The organism is Paenibacillus sp. FSL H3-0457 (assembly GCF_037981725.1).
GTDB lineage: Bacteria > Bacillota > Bacilli > Paenibacillales > Paenibacillaceae > Paenibacillus > Paenibacillus amylolyticus.
This window is the reverse complement of the sequence record NZ_CP150283.1, coordinates 3,858,303-3,877,506: the sequence shown is the minus strand read 5'-3', so window position 1 is coordinate 3,877,506 and position 19,204 is coordinate 3,858,303. Positions and strand designations below refer to the sequence as shown.

Annotated in this window: 15 protein-coding genes; 14 read left to right on the top strand and 1 reads right to left on the bottom strand. The window is 49.0% G+C overall.

Features of this window, described 5'->3' with window-relative positions; translation table 11 throughout:
* Window positions 1–5 precede the first annotated feature (5 nt).
* Together MHH25_RS17125 and MHH25_RS17120 are read left to right on the top strand one after the other, a co-directional pair.
* Window positions 6–767 carry an SAM-dependent methyltransferase gene (locus tag MHH25_RS17125; RefSeq protein ID WP_081746007.1) on the top strand — a complete coding sequence of 254 codons (762 nt, stop codon included), beginning with the start codon at window positions 6–8 and terminating at the stop codon, window positions 765–767.
* A 21-nt stretch (window positions 768–788) separates the two neighbouring features.
* Window positions 789–1,682: an NAD-dependent epimerase/dehydratase family protein gene (locus MHH25_RS17120; protein ID WP_340017624.1), complete on the top strand. Its 894-nt coding sequence runs from the start codon at window positions 789–791 to the stop codon at window positions 1,680–1,682.
* Between the two features lie 236 nt (window positions 1,683–1,918).
* On the opposite strand, the gene MHH25_RS17115 is transcribed toward MHH25_RS17120, so the two are convergent.
* Complete coding sequence (locus MHH25_RS17115) at window positions 1,919–2,935, bottom strand: LacI family DNA-binding transcriptional regulator (protein ID WP_340017623.1); 1,017 nt, start codon at window positions 2,933–2,935, stop codon at window positions 1,919–1,921.
* A 412-nt stretch (window positions 2,936–3,347) separates the two neighbouring features.
* On the opposite strand from MHH25_RS17115, the gene MHH25_RS17110 reads away from it, so the two are divergent.
* From MHH25_RS17110 to MHH25_RS17055, 12 genes are all read left to right on the top strand, one after another.
* On the top strand, window positions 3,348–5,138 hold the full coding sequence (locus tag MHH25_RS17110) for an L-fucose isomerase (protein WP_340017622.1): 1,791 nt from the start codon (window positions 3,348–3,350) through the stop codon (window positions 5,136–5,138).
* Window positions 5,139–5,260: 122 nt separating this feature from the next.
* The gene (locus tag MHH25_RS17105; protein ID WP_340017621.1) at window positions 5,261–6,751 is read left to right on the top strand and encodes a rhamnulokinase family protein; all 1,491 of its coding nucleotides are present in this window, start codon (window positions 5,261–5,263) and stop codon (window positions 6,749–6,751) included.
* A gap of 69 nt (window positions 6,752–6,820) precedes the next feature.
* Complete coding sequence (locus MHH25_RS17100; protein ID WP_339193623.1) at window positions 6,821–7,483, top strand: class II aldolase/adducin family protein; 663 nt, start codon at window positions 6,821–6,823, stop codon at window positions 7,481–7,483.
* Between the two features lie 290 nt (window positions 7,484–7,773).
* The gene (locus MHH25_RS17095) at window positions 7,774–8,502 is read left to right on the top strand and encodes an FCD domain-containing protein (protein ID WP_245838229.1); all 729 of its coding nucleotides are present in this window, start codon (window positions 7,774–7,776) and stop codon (window positions 8,500–8,502) included.
* Window positions 8,503–8,543: 41 nt separating this feature from the next.
* A complete protein-coding gene (locus MHH25_RS17090; protein WP_340017620.1) occupies window positions 8,544–10,592 on the top strand; it encodes a hydantoinase/oxoprolinase family protein in 2,049 nt (682 codons plus the stop codon).
* Complete coding sequence (locus MHH25_RS17085; protein WP_340017619.1) at window positions 10,589–12,562, top strand: hydantoinase B/oxoprolinase family protein; 1,974 nt, start codon at window positions 10,589–10,591, stop codon at window positions 12,560–12,562. Before MHH25_RS17090 ends, MHH25_RS17085 begins: the two co-directional genes overlap by 4 nt.
* A gap of 68 nt (window positions 12,563–12,630) precedes the next feature.
* Complete coding sequence (locus MHH25_RS17080; protein ID WP_076317685.1) at window positions 12,631–13,767, top strand: extracellular solute-binding protein; 1,137 nt, start codon at window positions 12,631–12,633, stop codon at window positions 13,765–13,767.
* Between the two features lie 72 nt (window positions 13,768–13,839).
* Window positions 13,840–14,970 carry an ABC transporter ATP-binding protein gene (locus MHH25_RS17075; protein ID WP_340017618.1) on the top strand — a complete coding sequence of 377 codons (1,131 nt, stop codon included), beginning with the start codon at window positions 13,840–13,842 and terminating at the stop codon, window positions 14,968–14,970.
* Entirely contained in the window at window positions 14,967–15,884 is a 918-nt protein-coding gene (locus MHH25_RS17070) for an ABC transporter permease (RefSeq protein ID WP_340017617.1), read from the top strand. Before MHH25_RS17075 ends, MHH25_RS17070 begins: the two co-directional genes overlap by 4 nt.
* Complete coding sequence (locus MHH25_RS17065) at window positions 15,877–16,722, top strand: ABC transporter permease (RefSeq protein WP_076317688.1); 846 nt, start codon at window positions 15,877–15,879, stop codon at window positions 16,720–16,722. The genes MHH25_RS17070 and MHH25_RS17065 overlap by 8 nt, the downstream gene beginning before the upstream one ends.
* The gene (locus MHH25_RS17060; RefSeq protein ID WP_340017616.1) at window positions 16,715–17,932 is read left to right on the top strand and encodes a Xaa-Pro peptidase family protein; all 1,218 of its coding nucleotides are present in this window, start codon (window positions 16,715–16,717) and stop codon (window positions 17,930–17,932) included. The genes MHH25_RS17065 and MHH25_RS17060 overlap by 8 nt, the downstream gene beginning before the upstream one ends.
* Before the next feature lie 82 nt (window positions 17,933–18,014).
* A complete protein-coding gene (locus MHH25_RS17055) occupies window positions 18,015–19,202 on the top strand; it encodes an MFS transporter (RefSeq protein ID WP_076317690.1) in 1,188 nt (395 codons plus the stop codon).
* Window positions 19,203–19,204: the final 2 nt, after the last annotated feature.

Sequence of the window (19,204 nt, the reverse complement as noted above, 5' to 3'; positions counted from 1 at the left end):
ACGAGATGAGCAGAGATGAGCAGAGCAACAGTAAAGAAGTGCAGAAGAACAGTAGAGAAGATCAGCAGTCCAATGATTCTGGAGGTTTGGAACTGAAACAGATCGTTTTCATAGGAAGAACCTTCGAAGAATATATGAAGATGTTCAACCTGACGGTGGACGAGATTAATGGCAAGTCTATTCTGGATTGTCCAGGTGGAGCATGTTCGTTCAGTAGCCAGGCGCGCAAGTTGGGTGCTGATCCCGTGGCCGTGGATATTGCCTACGAATACGAGATCGACGAGCTTGAAGTAAAGGGATTTCAGGACATTGAGCATACGATGAAACAGATGGAACCCGTGCAAGGGATATATGTGTGGGATCAATTTGGATCAATCCAGGGGTTAAAGGAAGAACGAACTCGTGCCATCACAGATTGCATCGCAGATATGAGAATGTTTCCTGACAGTTATGTGGCGTCTGTGCTCCCGGATCTACCCTTTGCAGATGAACAATTCGATCTGACGTTATCCGCCCATTTCCTGTTTACTTATGCGGATCGATTGGATGTTGATTTTCATGTTGCAACCATAATGGAGTTGCTGCGTGTGACCAAACAAGAGGTTCGCATTTTTCCAACAGTGGATCTGTCTGGTGAACGTTACAAACACATGGATGCTTTAAAATTAATACTCGAAGAGCGTGGGTGCACGGTATCCGAAGAACCAACTTCATATGAGTTTCAACGGAATGCTCACACCATGCTTCAAATTGTTAAACATAATTGAACATGATAGGAGGTTTTTTGGATGAATAAAGTACTTATACTTGGGGGTACACGTTTTTTTGGCAAACGTCTTGTGGATCACTTGCTGTGGGAAGGGAAGTCTCAGATCACAGTCGCAACTCGTGGTAAAACGGATGTTGACTTCGGACCCGAAGTAAACCGAATCAAGATGGATCGTGAAGACCCGGAATCTCTGGCAGAGGTTGCGCAGACAGACATGTGGGATGTTGTGTACGATAATATCTGTTATTCCCCAGATGCGGCGAAAGCGGCATGTGAATCTTTTGCAGGGCGCACCAAAAGATACGTTCTGACATCCACACTCTCGGTGTACGGTGATCCCAGACCTGGATTTAAGGAAACGGATTTTGACCCGTATACATATCCATTGCAGTATGGAAGTGCAGAGGATTTTTCGTATGGAGAAGGCAAACGGCTTGCGGAGGCTGTATTTTTCCAGGAAGCAGATTTCCCGGTAGTGGCGATGCGCATCCCAATTGTACTCGGGATTGATGATTATACGAGAAGACTCCATTTTCATATTGAACATGTGCAAAAAGGAAAACCGATCGGCATGCCAAATCCGGAAGCGGAGATTGGATTTATCAATTCCACCGAAGCGGCAAGATTTCTCGCTTGGCTTGGACATTCGTCCATTACTGGCCCGGTGAATGCAGCTTCCAAGGGTTCAATTACGCTGTCAGCCATGATTCATCTGATCGAGACGGTCACGGGCATGCAGTCCCAGATCCTCACGGAAACGGTGAAAGAGGACATGTCACCCTTCGGAATTGAGCAATCATGGACGATGGAGACGACAAAAGCTGAGCAAGCGGGATATACGTTCGAACCTCTGATGGAATGGTTCCCGGGACTCGTTCGTGAGGTCGCTCTTGCATTACAGTCGGAGCGGTAGAAATATCGGCATGGATGGAACTGAAGGAAACGACGAACCTGAATGAACCTGACAAACCAATCGGACCGGACAAACGGGTCATTCTAACGAATGAACATCAAACAGGGTGCAACCAGAGGGTAATCTCCGGTGCACCCTGTTTATGTTGTACATTTTTCGAATTTGAACGGGACCTAATCCAGATAAGTGGGACTAATCATTACACGATAATATTTAGTCAACTCACGCGCTTAACTCTATTTTTGCTCACGTGGAGCAGTAGCTGAAGCCCGTATGCGCAGTTCTGACGGTAGAATGAGGGTTTGGGCTTCGGAAGGGGACTTACCCTCAATTCGGTCAATCAGCATCTGTACACCCTGAAACCCAAATTCATATGCTGGCTGTGCAGCTACAGTCAGGAAAGGATCGAAGGCAGAAGCCAGATCCAGATCGTCGAAACACACAACAGAAATGTCTTCTGGTACACGTAGTCCCCGTTTGCGCAAAAGCCGAATGACCCCAATCGCCAGCATGTTGTTGGCTGCAAAAATGGCTGTTGGTTGATTTGGTTGAGAGAGTAGTCGATCGAGTCCCTCTACATCACTGAAATCCCGGTACCCGGTTCGAAGCACAAGCTCGGGATCAATATCAGCTCCGGCCTCTCGTAAACCCGCTATATAACCTTCCTCCCGCAGTCTGGCGGTAGAAACCTCCGAAGAACCATTGACCAGTGCAATGCGCCGGTGCCCCAATTGCACCAGATAGCGGATCAGAGCAATCGCGCCTTCCCGGCTATCTCCAGCAATGATATCTGACGTAATACCAGGTACGGTGCGGTCCAGAAAGACAAACGGAATGTGACGTTCCTGCAGCTGTTTCAGATGTTGGAGAGAACGATCTCCCGCTGGGGCAAAGAGTACACCATCCACACGAGTAGACAGAATTGCATCCACGTAATCCTTTTCCTTATTGTAATCCTCGTCACTATTGCCAAATAAAAGACGGTACCCACGAAGATGGGCTGCATCTTCAGCACCACGGGCCAGGGTTGTATAAAAAGGGTTGGTAATATCCGTAATGAGCAATGAAAGCATTTGAGTTCGTTGAAGCACAAGGCTGCGCGCATTAGAGTTCGGGATGTAGCCCAGTTCTTCGATCACCTGTTGCACACGTTCACGTGTCGCGGAACTTATGCGGCCTGTATGATTAATGACCTTGGAGACCGTCATGGCGGAGACGTTGGCTTTTTTGGCAATATCGTAAATGGTAATCATTAGAATCTAACCTTTCCGCAACATAGTCTTACCATTCTATAGGATAATGCCAATTGACAGCAAGATAGGCTCATGCTATGTTAGGGTTACCGATAACCCTAAAGGGTTCTGAACTTCTTTACTACATAAACCATTTTGTTGAATTCGCTCATGCACGTTCCATTTTCTTGAATAGAGGAACTACATACATAGCTAATTAATGAAGTGGTTTATTGTTATTTTTTAAAACATGTAAACGCATTCAATCTCAAGTAAGGCTCTTGGTAATCTGTGTATGTAGTTCTTGCGTGCAACTCGGGTATCGGTTATATCTCCGTCATTATCTTATTCCAATCACTGCACATGGATCAGACAGAAGGTTTCTCAATTCAACCCAAATTCTATGAAACGAATTGAAGGAGGACATTCCAGTATGACACATCAGGATTATCGTTATAAACAGGCTTTCCCCAAGATTGGTATTCGTCCCACGATTGATGGAAGACGCAAGGGTGTTCGGGAGTCACTTGAAGAACAAACGATGCGGATGGCGACATCTGTTGCGGAACTGCTTGCAGCCGAACTGCGTTATCCTGACGGGTCCGCGGTGGAATGTGTTGTGGCCGAGACCTGTATTGGCGGAGTGGCCGAAGCAGCCGCAGCATCAGAACTATTCAGCCGTTCCAACGTGGGTGTAACGATCACCGTGACACCGTGCTGGTGTTATGGTACGGAAACGATGGATATGTCACCATCCATTCCTACTGCTATCTGGGGTTTTAACGGAACTGAACGTCCGGGTGCTGTATACCTGGCGGCAGTTCTCTCTGCCCATGCACAGAAGGGGATTCCGGCCTTTGGGATCTATGGAGAGGATGTGCAGGACGGCGGAGATACAACGATTCCCGAGGACGTGCGTGAGAAATTGCTCCGGTTCAGCCGTGCGGGTCTTGCAGCTGCGACCTTGAAAGGGCAAGCCTATCTGTCTATTGGATCAGTATCCATGGGGATTGCAGGTTCGATTGTGAACGATTCATTTTTCCAAGAGTATCTGGGCATGCGTAATGAATACGTGGATATGAGTGAACTCACTCGTCGTATCGAAGAAGAAATCTACGACCCCGAGGAGTATAAGCTCGCACTGGCCTGGGTGAAGGAGAATTGTAGCGAAGGTCCGGACAACAACGCTGCCCATCTGCAAACGGATCGCAAACGCAAAGAGTACGAATGGGAAAACGTTGTGAAAATGACCCAAATCGTGCGTGACTTGATGGCGGGCAACCCAAGATTGGCAGAGCTTGGGTTTACAGAGGAATCGATGGGTCACCACGCGATTGTATCCGGCTTCCAAGGACAACGGCAGTGGACGGATCATTCACCTAACGGAGATTTTCTAGAGTCGATATTAAACTCTTCCTTTGACTGGAATGGCAAACGTGCGCCTTATCTGGTTGCAACGGAGAATGACAGCCTGAACGGGGTATCGATGTTATTCGGTTCGCTGCTGACACATACGGCACAGATCTTTGCTGATGTGCGTACGTATTGGAGTCCAGATTCAGTACAGCGTGTGACGGGACACCAGTTGGAAGGAAACGCAAAGGATGGCATCCTGCATCTGATCAACTCTGGTTCGGCAGCCTTGGACGGCACTGGGCAACAGTCCAGTGATGGTAAGCCTGTACTTAAGCCATTCTGGGAAATTACAGATAAGGAAGTTCAGGACTGCCTGAAAGCAACATCGTGGAGACCGGCATCCGTAGAGTATTTCCGCGGGGGCGGCTATTCAGCGGATTTCCTGACCAAAGGTGGCATGCCTGTAACGATGACACGTCTGAATCTGGTTAAAGGACTGGGACCAGTGCTGCAAATCGCTCAGGGTTACACGGTCGATCTGCCTGAAGATGTGCATGATACGCTGGATCAGCGGACAGACCCAACTTGGCCATCCACCTGGTTTGCACCTGTTCTAACCGGATCGGGAGCGTTTACTTCCGTATACGAAGTCATGAATCAATGGGGCGCCAATCATGGCTCCATCTCGTATGGACACATCGGTGCAGATCTGATTACGCTCGCTTCCATGCTTCGCATTCCGGTAAATATGCATAATGTACCTGAAACGGAAATTTTCCGTCCGCGTGCATGGGGATTATTCGGCACAAGTGAGCCGGAGAGTGCAGACTATCGTGCTTGCAGTGTGTTTGGCCCGTTATATCGTTAAAATAGTTCCATTCCTGTCAAACGCCATGTTCCTTGTGAAATGAGGTAACATGGCGTTCTCTTGAAAGCTGTGCTCAGAACTCGAATACGGCTTATCGCGAAGAGTTAAGGAGGCTTGAAAGAATGGGCAATCAAGCAACACATGTGCTTGCTGCCGATTACGGTGCCGGTAGTGGACGCGTAGTCCGGGGTTCTTTTGATGGAAACAGACTCTCGTTACAAGAAGTGCATCGATTCAACAACGAACCCGTGCAACTGGGGGATGGACTGTATTGGGATTTCTTGCGACTTTTTCATGAATTAAAACAAGGCATTGTGAAAGGGACGCAAGGCGTCTCTCCATCGGTCCGTTCTATAGCAGTGGATACGTGGGGAGTGGACTATGGACTGGTGGATGGTGCGGGAAGGTTGTGCTCGAACCCACGTCACTATCGGGAAGCACGCAACGCACAGTGGATGGAAGAAGTTCTGCACATGGTGAAAGATGAAGAACTGTATGCCATGTCCGGCGTTTTGCCGCAGCAGATCAATACAGTATTTCAACTACTAGGCAGTGTACGAGAGCAGGCCGAAGGTTTGCGTACGGATGTGCGCATGTTATTTATGCCGGATTTATTTCACTATTATCTATCCGGTCAGCAGGCTTGTGAGTATACGATTGCAAGTACCAGCGGGCTGTTGCATGCAGGCGAGGCGCGTTGGAATGAACATCTGATCGGGCGTCTCGGTATACCGGAAACATTATTTCCAAAGCTCGTTCAACCGGGTACCGTTCTGGGCGATCTAACAAATGAGTTGTGCGCCGAGTTACGGACTGGACCGATGCAGGTAGTCTCTGTGGGATCACATGATACGGCATCTGCCTTGGCAGCGATTCCAGCGATGGATTCGGACTTCGCTTTTATCAGCTGTGGAACTTGGTCTCTTATGGGTGTGGAGCGTGATACACCTGTATTGAATAACAGAAGTCGTGCATTGGGATTCACCAATGAAGGGACCGTGAACGGCAAAGTACGTACCCTGAAAAATCGTTCAGGCCTGTGGCTGCTACAGGAATGTAAACGGCAATGGGAGCGGGAGAATCAACTTTTTACACATGAAGAACTCATTCAACTGGCTACCTTGGCAACGCCGCATCAAAGTTATGTATCGCCTGGAGATGGCGTGTATTTGGCACCAGGAAATATGTCTGAACGAATACGGCAACAATGCAGTCTCACCGGACAGACAGTGCCCGAAACGACTGGAGCGATTGTGCGCTGCATTCTGGAAAGTCTTGCACTGGAATTCAGACAAACGCTGGATGAATTGCAGTTGATTACAGGTACAAGACCTCGTGTCATTCATATGGTTGGTGGTGGTGTACACAATCGACTATTATGCCAGTTTACAGCCAATGCAGCCGGTGTCCCGGTGGTGGCAGGCCCGGCAGAGGCGACTTCAGCCGGGAATTGCATGCTGCAATTCCTTGCGCATGGAGAAGTGAGTAGCTTGGCCGAGGTACGGGAGGTCATGGCTGCTTCCTTTTCCCCCGAGATCTATGAGCCTGAGGATACAGAGCTGTGGCAGGAAGCTTATGAAAACTACCAAAGTCTGAATCAAATCAAAAGGTAATAAACAGATTCAATGCAATGAGCATGGATGCAAAATGCTAAAAAGAAAAGGATGAGGAGTGGAGAAAACATGTCTGAACAGCAAGTAAGGGAAGAGTTGACGAAATATGCTCGCAGAGCAGTTGCCCAAGGGTTGGTGGTAGGACCCGGTGGGAATCTGAGCGCTCGCTCTGGGGGAACGATGTTGTTGTCTCCGAGTGGTTATGCACTTGAGGATCTGGAGCCTGACGAATGGATCGCCATTGATATCGAGACAGGGGAAACTAGCGCAGGATCAACACGTCCATCTTCCGAAGTATTAATGCATCTGTATAGTTATCGTGTGAATCCTGATATCCAAGCCATTGTGCATACGCATCCGGCATATACGATCGCACTCAGTCTTGTTTTCGATGAATTGCCACACTTGTTCCCTGATCAGTCTGCATTGGTGGGCGATATCGGGTTCGTTCCATATGTTCTGCCAACAACGAAGCAACTTGCCGATGCAGTCTCAGCCAAGGTAGAAGAACATACGGCACTCATTCTCGTCAATCACGGATTGGTTACGACCGGTAAAAACCTCCGCGAAGCCTATTACCGCACTCAGGTGGTGGAAGAAAGCGCGAAGGTATATATGATCGCCAAGGCAGCCGGTGAACCCAAAGTGTTAACTGCTGAAGAATATAAGGAAATTCAATCCCTTGAAAGTGAAGCCTACCGTGTGCAGTTATTGCAACAACTCAAGTCCTGATACCTGATTTGAGTATTAATGATTACATTCGTGATGTTAAAAGATTGCTACGTTAAGGGCAGATTGCATTCTCCAGATAAACGCTGGAATAAAGGATGTAAACTGCTCTTTTTTAATTTTGAATTTGAATTGAAAAGGCGCACAGTATAGCTGAGGGAATAATTCGCACTATTTTGATGAGAATTATTGAAATTGTGATGTCTGCAAGGTATACTAACGTTAATCATCAGTGAGTAACAACTACGAAGAAGATTAAAAAAACAATTAAGTATCTAAGAGGGGTGAGATCAGTGGGTCCTGAGCTAAACGAAATGGAGTTGGAATACGAACTGTTAAAGCAGCTTCGAGACGCTAATGCTCCCATCGGGGCCAGTACGTTGGTTCATACTTTGGGCAAAACGTATGGTCTGAGTCAGGCAACCATCGGAAGAAGACTTATGGAGATGGATGTTGAAGGTTTTACAGTTCTGGAAGGTCGCAAGGGAAGAACTTTGACCGAACAGGGTCTGGATCGAATGAAGACGTTGGAAAAAGATTTGCAGCAACAAAGCGTGAACTCACAGTTAATTCAGATGCTGAACCATTCCGGGGAAAAGGCTCTGCTGGATGTTCTCGTTGCCAGAAGGGCACTTGAGCGGGAGATCGCTTCCTTGGCAGCACAACGTGCCTCGAAAGAATACATAGTACTGTTGCAAGCATCGATTGCCAACCAGCATGAATTGCTTTCCAAGAATATTATACCATATGAGGAGGACCGGGAGTTTCACAGATTGCTGGCTTATGCTGCGCAAAACCAAATTCTTCTGCATGCGGTTGAACTGGTATGGGAGACAAGCCGCGATTTTCTGGAAACAGCGTATATTCGCAGGAGAGTAGGAAGTGAATTAGTTGTAGATCATCAGCAGATTCTGGATGCTATAGTAGCGGGCTCTCCGGAGCAGGCTGAAGCGGCAATGGTGAATCATATCAACCAAATGATCGATGATGTCAAACGTTATTTCGCCATGCAAAACCAATAACATTCCTTAGAAACAGACCCGGTGATAAAGGAGTTGAGCTTGTGGACACAATCTACCGTCTAGGCATAGATATCGGAGGTACTTTCACGGATGCGCTGGTGATGGATCATCAGGGCAGGGTGATTGCGGCGCTGAAGACGCCATCGATTACAGTAGCTCCGGAACAGGCGATTTTTAATGCACTTGATCAGTTGAAGGCGAGTGGCGTGAATATTCATGAGATTGATCTGTTTGTGCATGGAACAACACTTGGTGTCAACACGTTGATCGAGCGAAATGGCGCAGTTACAGGTCTGCTGGTCACTAAAGGATTCCGTGACATTCTTGAAATCCGCCGGTTGCGACTTGAGGATACAACCAATCTGTATGGTGACAAGACCGATGCGCTGGTACCGAGACATCGCGTTAAGGAAGTCGATGAACGGGTCATTGCGAGTGGGGGCGTACTCCAGCCACTGAATGAGGAACAACTGTTGCAAGCGGTGGATGAGTTGGTGGAGGATGGCGTTACCGCTTTGGCGATTAGCTTTTTACATGCTTATGTGAATCCCGCTCATGAGCAGCTTGCGGAAGATCTGATCAGGGAACGTTATCCGCAACTGTTCATCTGCCGAAGCAGCGCCATCTGGCCACAACAGCGTGAGTTCGAACGAACACTCGCAACGGCCATGAACGCGTATGTAGGTGACCGGATGGGGTCTTACTTCCTGCGTCTGCAAGAAGGGATCCAGGCATACGGCCTCAAAGCCAGCTTGCTGTCGACCATGTCCAACGGTGGAATTATGACGGCTGCCAGAGCGGCTAATGAGCCGGTACGTACACTCTTGTCTGGGCCTGCTTCTGGTGTAATCGCCGCGACCCATATTGCTGAACGAGCTGGCATTCATCAGGTCATCACATTTGACATGGGTGGGACAAGTGTTGACGTTGCCCTCATTGACAAAGAACCGAGCTATTCTTCTGAGAACAAGGTTGGAGATTTTCCTGTCATCATTCCTGCTGTTGATGTAACGGCTATAGGAGCTGGTGGTGGTTCAATTGCCTGGCTTGATTCCGTAGACGTACTCAAGGTGGGGCCACGCAGCGCGGGAGCCAACCCCGGTCCGGCATGTTATCAGCGCGGGGGAGAAGAGCCGACAACCACAGATGCCTATCTACAGCTCGGTATCCTGCATGCTGACCGTTTCCTTGGCGGACAAATGCGTCTGTATCCCGAACTTGCAGAGCGTACTCTGGGCAATCTGGGAGAAAAGCTTGGACTGAATGCCGAACAGACTGCACAAGCCATTCTTGATGTGGCAACTGCCAATATGTACGCCCAGTTTTCTCCCCTCATGGCTCGCAAGGGTGTTGATCCCCGCGATTTTACGTTGCTCGCATATGGTGGAGCCGGCCCGATGCATGCTTTTCTAATGGCACGCGAGGTAGGTATCGGCAAAGTGCTGATCCCGCCATCTCCGGGAACACTGTGTGCCATGGGCTGCACGGTTGCCAATCTTCGCAATGATTTCGTTCATACGTTACACAAAAGTACCCAGACTCTGGAGTCTGGCGAATTAAGCTCTCTTTTCACTGAATTGGAAAACCAGGGACGTAGCTGGGTTGATGAGGAAGCCCGTGGTGGTGTCAAGCTGGACATTATTTATTGCCTATACAGTGCAGATATGCGATATGAGGGACAGGCCTTTGATATAGAGGTCACGCTGACATTGGAAGAAATTGAAGATCCCAAGAAGGCAGGGATTAAATTCCATACGTCTTACCAAAACGTGTTTGGCATCAGTCAGCCAGAGGCAGAGGTTATGTTTGTAAGTCTCAGAGCAACCATTGTTGGTGTTTTACCTACACATAACACGGTAGCTCCGGCAGATTTTCCATTCGATGAGAGTGCAGCGGAAGAAAGGATCATTACCTTTGACCATGTACAGCAGACAGCCAAGGTACTGAAAAGGGGACAGATTCCATCGGTGGATGCTCCCATCCCCGGGCCCATTATTGTGGAGGAATATGATACAACGATCTTTATCCCGCCTGGATATAAGGTATACCGGGATGTGCACGGGAACGTGATTGGGGAGGTGGAAGCATGATCGGCGACAAAGTCTTTCTTGAGATTTTCAACAACCGGATTCAAGCCGCCGTGGAAGAAATGGCAAATGTTGTTCTGCGCACAGGATTCACCGCTTTTGTCAAAGAAACAGGCGATTTTGGAACCTACCTCTTATCTCCATCCGGGGAAACGTTCGGATCGCCGCTGGAGACGGGTTACAATCTTTCTCTGGGCATCCCTGCTGCTGCGACCATTAACAGCATAGAAGACTGGAAAGAAGGGGATCTCGTCATATGTAATGATCCTTATTCCACTAAAGGCATGGTCACACACCTTCCAGACATTCATCTCATCAAGCCTTATTTTCACGAAGGGCGAATCATCGCTTACGGCATGTGCTTTGTCCATTCATCCGATGTAGGCGGCAAGGTACCAGGGAGCGTATCTCCCAGCGCCTACGATATTCATATGGAAGGCATTCGAATTGCACCAGTCAAGCTGTATGAAGCTGGTGTTCTGAACAAGCAGATCCTGCGCATGTTTCTGGACAACAGCCGAATTCCGGAGCAAAATCTCGGTGATCTCAAAGCGCTTATGGCTGCATTGAATCGGGGAGAGCAGCGGCTCGAGGATCTCATACAACGTTATGGCGTGGAAAAAATTCAACAGGGCATCGAACAATTGCTGGAATATGCCGAGCTGAAGGCACGTGTTATCGTGCAGGATATCCCGGACGGTTCCTATGACTTCTGGGACTATCTGGAGAAAGGACCAGGGGGATATCCTATCCGGTTACGCTGCAAAATGACGATTGCAGGCAGTGACATTCATCTGGACTTTAGCGGCACCGATCCTCAGGTCAGGGCTTCATTCAACATTCCTACCCACAACCAACAGGGGCATTACATGCTGGTGCCCGCACTCATTCGTTATTTCCGTACGCTCGATCCGACAATTCCGTGGAATTCGGGCATGATTCGCATGGTGCGAAATTACGCGCCGCCTGCTTCCGTACTTAACCCAGAGCCGATGGCAGCAGTTGGGGCACGTGCTGCGACCTTTATTCGGCTGATGGACGTTATCACGGGAGCACTTGGGAAAGCTCAGGGCAGTATGGTTCCCGCGGCAGGAGCTGGACAAGCCTGCATTGTCATGATGGCGATGACAGATGCATCCGATGGGAAGAAAAAGGTGGGCGTAATTCAGCCGATCTGCGGAGGTTCGGGAGCTAGGCCGATGAAAGACGGCATTGATGGCATGGATTTTGCGGTCGGTCATCTTCGGAATATCCCTGCGGAAACGGTGGAATCCGAGATGCCTGTGTTGATTGAGCATTACGGTCTTCGTACTGACTCGGCGGGTGCAGGAAACTTCCGTGGTGGAAGCGGAATTGACCTGTGCGTCAGAATTCTAACACCTGATACGGTGATGACGGCCAGAAACATGGAGCGTATGGAGTTTCAGCCCTGGGGTAGGCTTGGTGGCGGCGTAGGTTCACATGGAGAAGCGGTTCTCAATGCTGGACGTGCAAGTGAGGATCATCTGGGAAGAATTGATGAGTTGCTACTTCAACCTGGAGAAACGGTTACGTTCTTGTCGCAAGGCGGAGGCGGATATGGTGATCCACTTGAACGTGACCCATGTCTAGTTCTGGAGGATGTAAGAAGTGGGCTAGTATCCCCGGAGAAAGCCCTTGAGTTATACGGTGTTGTGATTGACGGCCTGGAGCTGAACGAGAGAGATACCGAACAACTGCGCGCCAAGCGACCACGGCAGCAGGAGGAATTCGCTTATGGCAAGGCACGGGAGCAATTTGAAACCATATGGAGCGATGAGATGCAGGTATCACTGAATCAGGCATTGCTGCGTGCTCCGCTTGCATTGAGAGACTACCTGAAGCGTCAGACCATGGGCGTTGTAGAGGAGAAGTATAAGAATTCCCTATCTGTAGATCCAAAGGACATATCCGACATTATGGAAGTGTTACGCCAGAAAATAGGGTTGCATTGATCAAGTGTATGGAGACTATCTAGTTCTGTCAAATCGGTAAAACCAACTACATGAATGGGGGAATTTGCATGTTCAAATCCAATAAAAAACGTTTTCTCAGCCTCGCCTCTCTAACACTGGCCAGTACATTGGTGCTTTCCGCCTGCGGTGGGGCAGGCAACTCAAGTAATACTGCCGGAGAGAGCGACTCATCAGGAGCAAGCGGAGACAAAGTTAAGCTGACGATGTTTATCTGGGCTGGCTCCAATCAGGATGTCGTTCCGAAAGAAGTGGTTGCCGAGTATGTGAAAGAACATCCCAACGTTGAAGTCACCTTTGAGGAATCCTCCAATTCGGTAATGTACCCCAAGATGGTCGCAGGCAAGCAGGCTGATGCCAACAATCCGATTGTTAACTTCGGTTACTTCAATGCAGATGCGACGGCAAAAGGATTGAATGATGACATGTGGGAGTCACTGGATACCAGCATCGTGACCAATATTAAGGATATTCCCGAGTCCTTCCACAAGCCAGACAATAAAGGTGTGGTCTGGGGCGTTTCGAGCTTCGCCCTGGTATATAACAAAGATCTGGTGAAAACGCCACCTACCAGCTGGAACGATCTATGGGATAACGAGGAGTTCAAAGGAAAAACTGCACTCTGGGACTACATGTTCTATTCCTATATCTCCCCACTTATTGCTACCAAAGGTCAAGAGATTGGCGCATCCTATGAAAATCCCGAGCCAGCCTTCCAGTTCTGGGCAGATCGCAGTGACCAGATTGGCACATTGGTTTCATCCAATGATCAGCTGAAGGCACTGCTGGAGTCAGGTGATGCGCTCATTGCCCCATTCAGTGCACAGGTTGCACAGACATGGATTGATGGCGGTTCTCCACTTGCCGTAGCGTATCCGAGTGAAGGTGCCATCTCCTTCCCGTACACACTTCAGGTAGTGAAGGGCTCAACACCTGAGCAGACACGTGTTGCAAATGAAATTATTAACGAGTTGTTGAGCGCCGAGGCGCTGTCACAATATGCAGAAGCAACGGGTACGCCAGTAACCAGTACGACAGCTGCAGTTCCGGACAAGTACAAGGATGATCCTTCCTTCTCCGTGGAAACGCAAAGTAACGGCATTAATCCAGACTGGGATGTACTTGCACAGAACAGTTCTTCCTGGAAGGAACTATGGGACCGCCTCGTGAAAACAAAGCTTCAATAAAAGGATTGTTGCCAGGCACACAACGATTCCGGGTTCTGTTATGAACCCGGAATGGATGGGAGGGAATCAGAGATGAGCAGCGGACAAGAGACCATATCCATTGAAACAAGGGAAGTCACGAAGACTTATGGTAAGCGAGCCGCCGTTGATCAAGTAACACTCCAAGTGAAAAAGGGTGAATTCGTTTCCTTGCTTGGTCCGAGTGGCTGTGGCAAAACAACACTGCTGCGCATGCTTGGCGGACTTGAGCAGCCGGATCAGGGCACCATTATGCTGGGAGGTCGGGATGTTACTGGCATCCCGGCTTATGGACGCAATAGCAATATGATTTTTCAGCAGCTTGCGCTGTTCCCTCATATGGATGTATTCAACAACATTGCCTATGGGCTAAAGGTGAAGAAGTTACCAAAAGTCGATATCCAACGGCAGGTAGGTGAAATGCTTGATCTGGTCCAGCTCGGAGACTATGGCAGGCGTGCTGTATCCGAATTGTCTGGGGGGCAGGCCCAACGCGTCGCCATTGCTCGCGCACTGATTAACAGACCTGAAGTGTTGCTACTTGACGAACCTCTCTCCGCATTGGACATGCAGCTGCGTCTCGATATGCAGCGTGAACTGAAACGGATACAGCGTGAGTTCGGCGGAACGTTTATCTTTGTAACGCATGATCAGAGTGAAGCCATGAATATGTCTGACCGAATTGGCGTCATGCGCGCCGGAAAGCTGCTGCAATACGCAACCCCTGATGAAATCTATGAAAGACCGGCCGATAGCTTCGTGGCCAAGTTTATTGGAGATACCAATATCTTTGAGACGGAAGTACTGGGACATGATGTGAATGGAATTCGGGTGGAATGCTTCGGCAAGCCATTATGGGTGAAGGTCAGTGATGGCAATGCTGTACCGAAAGCGGGAGCACGACATTCCTTATCGATCCGCAATGAGTATATTCGACTTGGAGAAGATGCAACTCATTGCCTGAACAAGCTAGATGGACACGTGATTGAAGCGGTGTATGGCGGAGCAAATATTCGATACAGTGTGCAGATTGCTGAAGGTTTTCTGGTTCAGGCCAGTGTGCTGCATCAGCGGGGAGCTTCACGTTATAGTCCAGGTGAGCCAATACAAATTGGCTTTGACCCAGAGGACACGCTCTTGTTAACCGAACCCATTGATGACCGTGTACAGGGGGCAAGAATATGAACCGGATCGCGGAACGGATCGTGAATCTGTATTCCTTTGGAAACCGCACATGGGTAACCCGGTTGCTGCTTCTGTTGCCTGCGCTTGCTCTGATGGGCATCGTGTATCTGGGCGGGTTGCTGATCTTTGGCAGATATAGCTTTGATATGTATGAGAATGGAAAGCTTATTAGGGGCTGGGATTGGGGGGCCTATCGTGCGTTTCTGTCTGATCCTTACTATTGGAAGCTGATTGGCACAACGTTTCGCATTGCCTTCAAGGTTACGCTATGGAGTCTTCTGCTTGCCTATCCACTGGCGTATTGCATAGCGGGTCTTAAGAAGCCTGGCATGAAGCAATTGTTGCTGCTGCTCACGTTTCTTCCGCTACTGGTCAGCGCGGTTGTGCGTTCTTACGGATGGCAGCTGTTACTGTCCAAACAGGGTTTCATGAACTGGCTGTTCATCCGGTTGAGGCTTACCGAGGAAGGGTTCAGCATGATATACAACGAGACAGGTGTTGTTGTGGCCCTTGTCCATATTTTTCTGCCATTTATGGTCTTTCCGATCCTGAATGTACTGTCCCAAAGTGACGCTTCCTTAAAGGCAGCTGCTCAGGATCTGGGGGCGGGCAGCTGGAGAACGTTCCTGACCATTACCCTGCCTTTATCGGCAAGAGGTATTGCAAGCGGGGTACAGATTGTGTTCACGTTATGCCTCACCGCATTCACCACACCTCAATTGATCGGTGGGGGAAGAGTCATGACACTTCCGGTGTTTATATATCAGCGAACCTTGGACACGAACTGGCCGATGGCTGCGGTTGCTAGCCTGTTTTTACTTGTGTCTTCCATTGTTGTCTCGTTACTTGTTAATAAAGGAGCAGAAACGTTGATGTTCCGTCGTTCCCGTAAGGGAGGTCAGGCGTATGGTTAAGTCGAACAGGGGCACCAAGCTGTTACTCTACATCTTTGTGGGTGCCGTAGCGATTTATTTGCTGCTGCCACTGCTGATGATTATGTTGACATCTGTAGGCTCAGGTTCAGCCAGCAAATTTCCCCCGGAAGGTCTCACCTTAAAGTGGTATGCCAATCTGAGTGAGCAGACCCAGTTTCTCGATGCATTCAAGAACAGCCTTATTGCTTCTACAGGGGCGGTTCTGCTGGCTTTGATTACAGGTACGCTTGCTGCGCTAGCTATCGTGCAATACCCTTTCCCGGGCTCGGGTATCTTAAGGGCATTTTTTGTATCTCCGATGGTTATGCCGAAAATTACGCTGGGTATCGCATATTTGATTTTATTCTCAAAAATGCATATTGCAGGCGGACTGTTTGCACTTATTTTGGGTGAAGCGGTCATTGTGCTTCCATTTGTGCTCACTATTGTGGGCAGTGCGTTAGCCAATCTGCACCCGGCTCATCGGGAAGCTGCCGCGGACCTTGGTGCAGGGCCGATGCGTATTTTTTTCACGATTACACTTCCACAGCTCCGACTATCCATGCTTCTGTCAGGGTCAATCGCTTTTGTCTTCACTTTCGATCAGGTCGAGGCTGCACTGTTGCTGCTCCGTCAGGACAGCTACACGTTGCCAATACAGCTATTCCTGTATATGGAGAAATGGCAAGACCCAACGATAGCCGTGGTGTCTGTTGTATTGATCGCGTTTGCGCTGGCTCTGTTTATGACGATTAAACTAGTGTTGCGCTCTGTACCAGGACTTGAAAGTTTGTTTGGTCGCAGGAAAACAAAAGGAGGTCTGGATCAAAATGAATAATTCACAGCATCTATACCATAGCTCAGGTCTGAACTGGGACCGGGTGGAAGAAGTGATGAAAACTCAAGGGCTAAGCGCCCTGATCGCAACAACTCCGGAGAATATTCACTATGTCATCGGGTCCCAGCTACGCGCAAGCAACTGGACCATGCAGATTTATGCTGTTTTACCTGCCGACAGATCTGCAAAGCCTTGTATCGTCATTCCAACGAATCGGTTAGGCGTTGTAGCTCAGTTCGGTATTACGGGGGTAGATATATTTGCCTACAGTGATTTCTTTGTGGAAGGTTCAATTGAAGGCAAACCTTCCACTGACGACATTGATCTCTTTTATTCTCTCCTGCAAACGACGGTTATTCATCCAGGTCCTGTTGAAGCACTCAAGGCAGCATTAAAACAGCTTGAGATCGAAGATCAGCCGATTGGCATCGATGAGATGCGGATCGCTCCCGATATTCTGGCTAGAATCAGGGAGGAGCTTCCTGAAAGGCCGGTGGTTTCCGCATATAAACTGTTCCGACAAATCCGCCTGGTTAAGACACCTTTCGAAATCGAGCAACTGCGCCAGGCTGCTCAATTAAACGAACGGATTGAGCAGGAGCTGATTGACCTGATTGCCGCAGGTGTTCATGAGAAGCAACTTGCGGATCATTATCGTCTGGCTGTGATGCGAGCAGGTGGAACTCCGGCAATGACAGCGGTAGGGGCAGGGCCACGCAGCGCATTACCACTCATCGAAAATTATTTTCATACGATTGAGACCGGAGATCAGATCCGTTTCGATCTTTGCCTGCAGCTGGAAGGATACTGGGGAGATACGGGCCGCACGGTTGTTGCAGGGGAACCTACCGCTTGTATGAAAAAACATTTTGCTGCGGTCAAAAGTGGATGGGAGACGGCACTTGAGACCGTGCGCCCTGGCGTCAAGGCGTCGGAAGTATTCCATGCGGCAGTGTCTCGCGTACAGCGTGAGGGGATTCCGCATTACCGACGTCAGCATGTCGGACATGCCATCGGGTTGGAACTGTACGATGATATAACCCTCTCCCCGGGTGACCAGCGGATACTGGAGCCCGGTATGGTGTTATGTGTTGAGGTGCCATATTACGAGCTAGGTGCTGGTGGGTTCCAAATCGAGGATACAATTGTTGTAACGCCAGATGGTTATGAGTTTCTAACCCATATGGAGCGGAAATTGTTCACTAAATAACGATAGATGGAAGGCTTCACTGACCGGCGATCAGACCACAGTCGATCCAAGAAGCTTTCTTACTGGGAAAGTTGGAACATCCATGATTCAGCAGGGAACTAAGACGTTTCGTAACATTAGCCTTGCACTGTTCGCCGGAGGTTTTGTCACTTTTGCTTTGCTCTACAGCCTCCAGCCCCTGATGCCTGAGATTAGCAACGCATTCTCCATTACGCCGGCACACGCCAGTCTTACGTTATCCGTTACAACGATCGCCATGGCACTGACGATGCTGTTCATCGGGTCCTTGTCTGATTCTGTGGGCCGACGCTTTATAATGACAGCTGCACTGGTGATATCTTCTGTTATTGCTTTGCTCAGCGCATTCAGCCCGGGATATACGGAGCTTCTTCTGCTTCGTATTCTCCAGGGTGTGGCACTCGCGGGGTTGCCAGCGATAGCCATGACATATTTGTCAGAAGAAATTGAACCTAGAAGTCTTGGTTATGCTATGGGCCTATATATCAGCGGCAATTCGATAGGAGGCATGGCCGGCCGTTTCATCAGCGGTGTGGTGACAGATTGGTTCAGTTGGCGCGCTGCTGTGGGGTTCATTGGTATTCTTGGACTGTGTGCAGCCGTTATTTTTTGGCTTGTCATCCCGCCATCCCGTCATTTTGTCAAAGCTGCACCCGGATTCAAAAATCCAATACCTCTTTTGTGGTCACAATGTCGCAATCCAAGGCTGTTATGCCTGTATGGACTCGGTTTTCTCTTGATGGGGGGATTCGTGACCCTGTTCAACTATATCGGTTTTGAATTAACGGGTGGACCCTATCATCTTAGCCAGTCTATCGTTGGAAGTCTTTTTGTGGTATATCTGATGGGCACGGTAAGCAGCACCTGGATGGGCAGGCTGGCAGATCGGTACGGCAGGTCACATGTGCTTGGAATCGCGCTGGGAATTATTCTGGCTGGTGCAGTCTGTACCGTTCATCCAGCGCTTTGGGTCAAGATTATCGGACTCGCCCTGTTTGCCTTTGGATTCTTTGGCGGTCATTCCATCACAAGCAGTTGGGTTGGACTCGTGGCTAATCAGCACAAATCCCAAGCCAATGCTTTGTATTTATTTTTCTACTATCTTGGTTCAAGCGTAAGTGGAACAGGAGGTGGACTGCTTTACAGTCATCTTGGATGGATAGGCATTGTGGGGATGATCGGTGTGTACGTTTTGATCGGTTTTGTCTTGTGTAATTTGCTTGTTCACAGGTTGAAGGGACAGGCTACATAAAT

Bases quoted from the DNA above. Each gene is read 5' to 3' on its own strand.
- MHH25_RS17125 (WP_081746007.1), top strand. From the start codon at position 6: ATGAGCAGAGATGAGCAGAGCAACAGTAAAGAAGTGCAGAAGAACAGT.
- MHH25_RS17120 (WP_340017624.1), top strand. From the start codon at position 789: ATGAATAAAGTACTTATACTTGGGGGTACACGTTTTTTTGGCAAACGT.
- MHH25_RS17115 (WP_340017623.1), bottom strand. From the start codon at position 2,935: ATGATTACCATTTACGATATTGCCAAAAAAGCCAACGTCTCCGCCATG.
- MHH25_RS17110 (WP_340017622.1), top strand. From the start codon at position 3,348: ATGACACATCAGGATTATCGTTATAAACAGGCTTTCCCCAAGATTGGT.
- MHH25_RS17105 (WP_340017621.1), top strand. From the start codon at position 5,261: ATGGGCAATCAAGCAACACATGTGCTTGCTGCCGATTACGGTGCCGGT.
- MHH25_RS17100 (WP_339193623.1), top strand. From the start codon at position 6,821: ATGTCTGAACAGCAAGTAAGGGAAGAGTTGACGAAATATGCTCGCAGA.
- MHH25_RS17085 (WP_340017619.1), top strand. From the start codon at position 10,589: ATGATCGGCGACAAAGTCTTTCTTGAGATTTTCAACAACCGGATTCAA.
- MHH25_RS17080 (WP_076317685.1), top strand. From the start codon at position 12,631: ATGTTCAAATCCAATAAAAAACGTTTTCTCAGCCTCGCCTCTCTAACA.
- MHH25_RS17075 (WP_340017618.1), top strand. From the start codon at position 13,840: ATGAGCAGCGGACAAGAGACCATATCCATTGAAACAAGGGAAGTCACG.
- MHH25_RS17070 (WP_340017617.1), top strand. From the start codon at position 14,967: ATGAACCGGATCGCGGAACGGATCGTGAATCTGTATTCCTTTGGAAAC.
- MHH25_RS17065 (WP_076317688.1), top strand. From the start codon at position 15,877: ATGGTTAAGTCGAACAGGGGCACCAAGCTGTTACTCTACATCTTTGTG.
- MHH25_RS17060 (WP_340017616.1), top strand. From the start codon at position 16,715: ATGAATAATTCACAGCATCTATACCATAGCTCAGGTCTGAACTGGGAC.
- MHH25_RS17055 (WP_076317690.1), top strand. From the start codon at position 18,015: ATGATTCAGCAGGGAACTAAGACGTTTCGTAACATTAGCCTTGCACTG.